Raw genomic sequence first — 7,256 nt, 5'->3', positions numbered from 1 at the left:
GTTTTGAGAAGTATCATCTTGCTTAGAATTTTGCTGTTTGTCTTGAGAAGTATCATCTTGCTTAGAATTTTGCTGTTTGTCTTGAGAAGTATCATCTTGCTTAGAATTTTGCTGTTTGTCTTGAGAAGTATCATCTTGCTTAGAGTTTTGCTGCTTGTTTTGAGAATTATCATCTTGCTTAGAATTTTGTTGTTTGTCTTGAGAAGTATCATCTTGCTTAGAATTTTGATGCTTGTTTTGAGAATTATCCTCTTGTTTAGAACTTTGCTGCTTATTTTGAGAATTATCCTCAGTTTGTTCCGTACTTTTTGGCTCGCCATTCTTATCTTTGTTATGTTCCTTTTGATCATCCGGCTGTTGTTTCGAATCATCTGTCTCTTTTGTATTTGAGTTTTTTTTCTTACGTAACCAATTCCAAATCATATGTATGCCCTCTTTGATCTTGTAATATAGTGCTATTTTGTGGCTAATTTTGTATATTATTCATTTATTTATGAAAAGAAGAAGGAGATTGGTTTGTATAGAAAAAATCCTTTAGTAAGCAGTTCATAATATGACGGGAAGAAGGCGAGTCTGTGCAAATTGTAAAAAAGGAGAAGTTTGTTTTAAAAGAATTTGTGTTTGAAAATGGCAGGGGAATTCCTGTTCAAATGGGGTATGAGACGTATGGCACTTTAAATAGAGAAAGATCAAATACGATTTTGGTTTGTCACTATTTTAGTGCAACAAGTCATGCGGCAGGAAAATATACAGAGCATGATGAGGAAGCTGGTTGGTGGGATGGATTAATTGGACCTGGAAAAGCAATTGATACAAATAAATATTTCGTTATATGCACTGATAACCTTTGTAATGTACAGGTGAAGAATCCCTACGTAATTACAACGGGACCAAAATCGATAAATCCGATGACTGGTTTTGAGTATGCGATGGATTTTCCAGTTTTCACATTTTTAGATGTAGCACGTATGCAATATGAGTTAATAAAAGATATGGGGATTGCTAGGTTACATGCTGTAATGGGACCATCGGCAGGTGGGATGATTGCGCAGCAATGGGCTGTTCACTATCCTCATATGGTAGAGCGAGTGATTGGAGTTATTACGAATCCACAAAATCCAATTATAACGTCGGGAAATGTAGCGCAAAATGCGATTGAAGCAATTCAGCTTGATCCAAACTGGAAAGGTGGAAAGTATGGAGAAGAGCAGCCAACGAAGGGTCTTCATTTAGCAAATCGAATGATGTTTATGAATGCGTTTGATGAACATTTTTATGAAACGGCATTCCCACGGAACAGTATAGAAATGGCACCTTATCAGGAATTTTCTGCATTAACATCATTTGAGAAAGAGATTAATAAAGTGACATGCAAAAGTATAGATTTAGTAGATGCAAATTCGTGGATGTACACTGCGAAAGCAGTCTTATTACATGATATTGCGCATGGGTTTTCTTCTTTAGAGGAGGCTCTTTCTAATATAGAAGCGAATGTACTCATGATTCCATGCAAACAAGATTTACTTCAGCCACCTCGTTATAATTATAAAATGGTAGACATTTTGCAAAAACAGGGGAAATATGCAGAAGTGTATGAGATAGAAAGTATAAATGGGCATATGGCTGGGGCATTAGATGTTCATTTGTTTGAAAAGAAAGTTTACGAGTTTTTAAACCGGAAAGTATCTAGTTTTGTGTAGGAAATAATTAATGTGGAAAGGTGCATGATTTATAGTAGGCACCTTTTTTTACATGATTTGCAGACGGAAAATATATGAAGCGATTGATAAACCGAAGAAAGCTATACTAAGTAATAGAAATAAGAATGACATTTCTTGAGGGGATTTTATCTTTTTATTATTTTTCATACTAAGAGCAATAACTGCAAAAACTAAGAAAATGATGCCCATAATGAAAAGAAAAAGTGTCATTTTAAATGGCTCCTTTCATCAAACAAGTATATTGAGGATACAATGCGTCAGTTATGTTTGTAAAGAATAAGTTTTGCTGGAAAATTGAGAAATAAATGTTCCATTCTTTGCGTTCCTTCCTTCGCGTGCTAAAATTGATGAGAAATGATTGTTTAAAGAAGAAACTGAAGGTTTTATTGTATATAAGGAGGAACTACATATGACAGAAGTAAAAACAATTACTACAGAAGAAGTGCAAGAGCGTTTAGAAAATGGAGAAACATTATTTTTAGTAGATGTAAGGGAAGATGAAGAAGTAGCGGCAGGGAAAATTCCAGAAGCTGTACATATTAAAATGGGTGATATTCCAAATAAAGTAGATTTCTTTGAGAAAGAGAATGAATATATCTTTATTTGTCGTTCGGGAATGCGCAGTGAAAATGTATGCCATTATTTAAATGAACAAGGATTTAAAACAGTGAACATGGTTGGCGGTATGCTTCAATATGAAGGCGAAACTAAATAAGTAGCTGAAAAAACTTGAAACGAGTCTGTTTCAAGTTTTTTTCTTTTGCATACAGTATACAAAAGGGGGAGGGGTAAATGGGGATTAACATGCGTAAAGTAAAAATTATTAATAATACAGGGGCTGTTAATGTTGGCGACTGTTATAATATCGCACCTTTTGCTGTATCGAAAATATATGCGGGTGCTGGAGGATCGAGTGCGGCTGTTTTTTTAAATGGGAAACGACAGCCAGAAGCTGTGATTAGAACATCAGTGTTTCTTCCGCCATTAGCGACGAGTACACGTACATTAGGTTCATAAAGGAAAGGTAGAGTGTAAGTATGCCTGCACGTATTAAAGAATTTATTATCGTTAATAATACTGGGAATATATTTACAGGGGATAATTTGAGTGATACTTCATTTACTGCTTCGAAATCGTATAGTGGTTCAACGGGTTGCACTTGGATTGACGTTGTTACAGTAATAGGGACGGAGACGAAGCTTTGTTTACAACCGGGAGATTCGGTGACGACAACCTATACACGAGGTACCCCTGCTGGTACTGTAACGGGAACAAATATGGGGCAAGGTACAAATGTGTCGAGTATATCGCAAGCTGTCCCTAATACAGATAATATGGATTCAGTTGTTGGACTCCCTTAAGGAATTAAGGGAGTTTTTATTATTTAAAATAAAAATAGTCTTTGAGGTTGTTTTTGTAAATACATATTAAGAAGAAGAGGTTTGTTTAAAGTAAAAAAGATGGTGTGTAGGTGGTGAAAGTGTGAAAGAGCGCGATAGACAAAATTCATTAAACTCTAATTTCAGAATTTCACCGAATCTTATTGGACCTACTTTTCCCCCCGTTCCAACGGGATTTACTGGCATTGGGATTACTGGTCCAACCGGTCCACAAGGCCCGACTGGCCCACAAGGACCAAGGGGATTCCAAGGTCCGATGGGGGAGATGGGCCCGACAGGACCTCAAGGAGTGCAAGGGATTCAAGGACCAGTTGGACAAATGGGTGCAACAGGACCAGAAGGACAGCAGGGACCACAAGGATTAAGGGGACCACAGGGAGAAACTGGAGCGACAGGACCTCAAGGAGTGCAAGGGTTACAAGGTCCGATTGGTCCGATCGGAGCGACTGGGGCACAAGGTATACAGGGTATACAGGGATTACAGGGGCCGATTGGAGCTACCGGGCCAGAGGGAACTCAAGGAACTCAAGGAATTCAAGGAGTGCAAGGGGTACCGGGTGCAACAGGTTCACAAGGAATACAAGGAGCCCAAGGGATACAAGGTCCACAAGGACCGAGTGGAAATACGGGAGCAACAGGAGCGACTGGTCAGGGGATTAGTGGTCCGACTGGAATAACAGGTCCAACAGGGATAACCGGCCCATCTGGAGGACCTCCAGGTCCGACTGGAGCAACTGGTGCGACAGGGCCAGGAGGTGGACCGAGTGGAAGTACAGGTGCGACTGGAGCGACTGGAAATACTGGAGTAACTGGAGTAACTGGAAGTGCGGGAGTGACTGGAAATACAGGTCCGACTGGAAGTACAGGAGAAACAGGAGCACAGGGCCTGCAAGGAATCCAAGGGGTTCAAGGGCCAATTGGACCAACGGGTCCAGAAGGTCCGCAAGGTATTCAAGGTATTCCTGGTCCGACAGGAGTAACTGGTGAACAAGGAATCCAAGGGGTTCAGGGAATTCAAGGGATAACGGGGGCAACAGGAGATCAAGGTCCGCAAGGTATACAAGGGGCCATAGGACCTCAAGGTATAACAGGAGCAACAGGAGATCAAGGCCCACAAGGAATACAAGGGGTACCTGGTCCAACCGGAGACACAGGCTCACAAGGAGTCCAAGGAATTCAAGGGCCAATGGGTGATATAGGACCAACAGGCCCAGAAGGCCCAGAAGGACTTCAGGGTCCGCAAGGAATACAAGGAGTGCCAGGACCAGCTGGAGCAACAGGTCCAGAGGGCCCACAAGGAATCCAAGGAATTCAAGGACCAATAGGAGTAACAGGTCCAGAAGGTCCACAAGGAATTCAGGGAATACAAGGGATTCAAGGTATAACAGGAGCAACCGGAGCACAAGGAGCAACTGGAGTTCAAGGTGTTCAAGGGAATATAGGAGCAACAGGTCCAGAGGGTCCGCAAGGAGTGCAAGGTACTCAAGGGGATATAGGTCCAACAGGTCCAATGGGTCCACAGGGAGTTCAAGGAATCCAAGGAATTCAAGGACCGACGGGTGCGCAAGGGGTGCAAGGCCCACAAGGAATTCAAGGAATCCAAGGGCCGACAGGAGTAACTGGAGATACGGGTACAACAGGGGCGACAGGGGAAGGGACTACAGGAGCAACTGGAGTAACGGGTCCATCAGGTGTAACGGGTCCATCAGGAGGCCCAGCCGGACCGACTGGCCCAACAGGTCCATCAGGTCCGACGGGAGTGACAGGTCCATCCGGTGGACCACCTGGTCCGACAGGAGCGACAGGTGTAACGGGAGGAATAGGAGATACGGGAGCAACAGGGGCGACGGGTGTGACCGGAGCAACTGGAGTAACTGGTGCAACCGGAGCAACGGGGCTGCAGGGTCCACAAGGAATACAAGGAGTACAAGGAGACATAGGCCCAACCGGTTCGCAAGGTGTTCAAGGTCCACAAGGGATCCAAGGTATAACGGGAGCAACGGGAGATCAAGGTCCGCAAGGAATTCAAGGCCCGCAAGGAATCCAAGGTCCAACAGGTCCTCAAGGAATCCAAGGAGGTCAAGGCCCACAAGGGATACAAGGGGCAACAGGTGCAACCGGAGCACAAGGCCCACAGGGAATTCAAGGGATACAAGGAGTGCAAGGTCCGACTGGTCCACAAGGCCCAACCGGAATACAAGGTGTGCAAGGAGAAATAGGTCCAACCGGTCCGCAAGGTGTGCAAGGTTTACAAGGTCCACAAGGCCCAACCGGGGACACGGGAGCAACAGGGGCGACAGGTTCACAAGGAATTCAAGGTCCAACGGGAGCAACAGGGGCGACAGGTTCACAAGGAATTCAAGGTCCAACGGGGGCAACAGGAGCGACAGGTTCACAAGGAATTCAAGGTCCAACGGGGGCAACAGGAGCAACAGGTTCACAAGGAATTCAAGGTCCAACAGGTCCAACAGGAGCAACAGGAGCGACCGGGGTGACAGGAGTGACTGGAGTTAGTACAACTGCAACGTATGCATTTGCGAATAATACATCAGGAACCGCTATTTCCGTTTTATTAGGCGGTACGAATATCCCATTACCGAACAATCAAAATATTGGACCAGGAATAACCGTTAGTGGTGGAAATACTGTATTTACAGTTGCGAATGCAGGGAATTATTATATAGCCTATACAATTAATTTAACGGCAGGATTACTTGTCAGTTCTCGGATAACCGTAAATGGCAGTCCGCTTGCGGGAACGATAAACTCCCCGACAGTGGCTACTGGCTCATTTAGTGCACCAATAATTGCTAACTTGCCTGCTGGAGCTGCTATTAGTCTGCAATTATTTGGATTAGTTGCAATAGCTACATTATCTACGACAACGCCAGGAGCTACTCTAACTATTATTAGATTAAGTTAATAAGCAAAAAAACCTTGGAACTTTTATGTTTCAAGGTTTTTTATCCCTCTATTTGTGGGCTAATAATCAGTGGGGATGGACAAAACCCCCACTGATTAAAGTTTCACTTTATTCACCTTAGCAAAAACATCGCGGTTCAAAAATATATTATAATAGAATGAAGAGAGGTATAAATTTGGCAGAAAGGGAGAGTGGCGATGCAGGAGAAGGTTAAAGATTTTTTCGGACGCCCACTTCAAGATTTACGCATCTCTGTCATTGATCGTTGTAATTTACGGTGTACGTATTGTATGCCAGCGGAAGTGTTTGGTCCTGATTATGCTTTTTTGAAAGATGAGTTTTTACTGACATTTGATGAAATAGAGCGATTAGCAAAAGTATTTGTTAGCATCGGTGTACGGAAAATTAGACTTACTGGTGGCGAACCCTTGCTCCGTAAGGACTTAACAAAACTTATCGAACGTCTCGTGAAAATTGACGGTTTAGTAGATATAGGATTAACGACAAATGCGATTCATTTAACGAAGCAAGCGAAGGCGTTAAAAGAAGCTGGGTTACACCGAGTAAATGTTAGTTTGGATGCGATAGATGATAATGTGTTCCGCGCAATTAATGGCCGGAATATGAATACGAAGCCAGTGTTAAAAGGAATTATGGCAGCGAAAGAAGCAGGCCTTGAAGTGAAAGTAAATATGGTTGTGAAAAAAGGAATGAATGATCATCAAGTACTTCCGGTTGCTACGTATTTTAAAGAACAAGGAATCACGCTTAGGTTTATTGAGTTTATGGATGTTGGCAGTACGAATGGATGGAATTTTGATCAAGTTATTACGAAACGAGAATTAATTGATATGATTCATGGGGTGTATCCAATTGAGCCAGCTGAAGCTCATTATTTTGGTGAGGTTGCGAAGCGGTATCGATACGTTGGAACGAATGTAGAGGTTGGTTTTATTACCTCTGTTTCTGAGTCATTTTGTTCTTCTTGTACGAGAGCAAGAATTTCGGCAGATGGAAAGTTTTATACTTGCTTGTTTGCGACAGAAGGAATGGATTTAAGGAAACTTCTGAGGGAGAACCTTTCGGATAATGAGTTATTAAAAGCTATAGAATATGTATGGAAGAATAGAAAAGATCGATATTCAGATGAACGGACAGAAGAAAGTGCGAAAAATCGTCCGAAAATTGAAATGTCTTATATAGGAGGATAAG

General features: G+C 42.6%; 7 protein-coding genes and 1 pseudogene. 6 read left to right on the top strand and 2 right to left on the bottom strand.

All coding sequences use genetic code 11. The annotated features are described in order from the left end of the window. Positions 1 to 423 (bottom strand): annotated as a pseudogene (locus tag MR066_RS23280) (spore germination protein); the annotation flags it as partial. 152 nt (positions 424 to 575) lie between these two features. On the opposite strand from MR066_RS23280, the gene MR066_RS23275 reads away from it, so the two are divergent. Continuing rightward, on the top strand, positions 576 to 1,700 hold the full coding sequence (locus MR066_RS23275) for a homoserine O-acetyltransferase family protein (protein ID WP_242248665.1): 1,125 nt from the start codon (positions 576 to 578) through the stop codon (positions 1,698 to 1,700). 48 nt (positions 1,701 to 1,748) lie between these two features. Here MR066_RS23275 and MR066_RS23270 read toward each other — a convergent pair whose 3' ends face one another. Beyond that, entirely contained in the window at positions 1,749 to 1,931 is a 183-nt protein-coding gene (locus MR066_RS23270) for a hypothetical protein (protein WP_002129493.1), read from the bottom strand. A gap of 199 nt (positions 1,932 to 2,130) precedes the next feature. On the opposite strand from MR066_RS23270, the gene MR066_RS23265 reads away from it, so the two are divergent. The 5 genes from MR066_RS23265 (at position 2,131) to moaA (ending at position 7,255) form a co-directional block, all read left to right on the top strand. Further along, positions 2,131 to 2,436, top strand: coding sequence for a rhodanese-like domain-containing protein (locus MR066_RS23265; RefSeq protein ID WP_000141214.1), 306 nt, complete (start codon positions 2,131 to 2,133; stop codon positions 2,434 to 2,436). A gap of 77 nt (positions 2,437 to 2,513) precedes the next feature. Beyond that, complete coding sequence (locus MR066_RS23260) at positions 2,514 to 2,738, top strand: spore germination protein (RefSeq protein WP_113935770.1); 225 nt, start codon at positions 2,514 to 2,516, stop codon at positions 2,736 to 2,738. A gap of 20 nt (positions 2,739 to 2,758) precedes the next feature. Continuing rightward, entirely contained in the window at positions 2,759 to 3,082 is a 324-nt protein-coding gene (locus MR066_RS23255; protein ID WP_242248663.1) for a hypothetical protein, read from the top strand. 121 nt (positions 3,083 to 3,203) lie between these two features. Then, positions 3,204 to 6,044, top strand: coding sequence for a BclA-related collagen-like exosporium protein (locus MR066_RS23250; RefSeq protein ID WP_242248661.1), 2,841 nt, complete (start codon positions 3,204 to 3,206; stop codon positions 6,042 to 6,044). 197 nt (positions 6,045 to 6,241) lie between these two features. Next, on the top strand, positions 6,242 to 7,255 hold the full coding sequence (gene moaA, locus MR066_RS23245) for a GTP 3',8-cyclase MoaA (protein ID WP_242248659.1): 1,014 nt from the start codon (positions 6,242 to 6,244) through the stop codon (positions 7,253 to 7,255). Position 7,256: the final 1 nt, after the last annotated feature.

The sequence above is a fragment of the Bacillus cereus group sp. BfR-BA-01523 genome, assembly GCF_022662615.1.
Lineage (GTDB): Bacteria > Bacillota > Bacilli > Bacillales > Bacillaceae_G > Bacillus_A > Bacillus_A mycoides.
This window is presented reverse-complemented; position numbering and strand designations above follow the sequence as displayed.

Coding starts and splice junctions, on each gene's coding strand:
- MR066_RS23260 (WP_113935770.1), top strand. CDS start 2,514: ATGGGGATTAACATGCGTAAAGTAAAAATTATTAATAATACAGGGGCT.
- MR066_RS23270 (WP_002129493.1), bottom strand. CDS start 1,931: ATGACACTTTTTCTTTTCATTATGGGCATCATTTTCTTAGTTTTTGCA.
- MR066_RS23255 (WP_242248663.1), top strand. CDS start 2,759: ATGCCTGCACGTATTAAAGAATTTATTATCGTTAATAATACTGGGAAT.
- MR066_RS23265 (WP_000141214.1), top strand. CDS start 2,131: ATGACAGAAGTAAAAACAATTACTACAGAAGAAGTGCAAGAGCGTTTA.
- moaA (WP_242248659.1), top strand. CDS start 6,242: ATGCAGGAGAAGGTTAAAGATTTTTTCGGACGCCCACTTCAAGATTTA.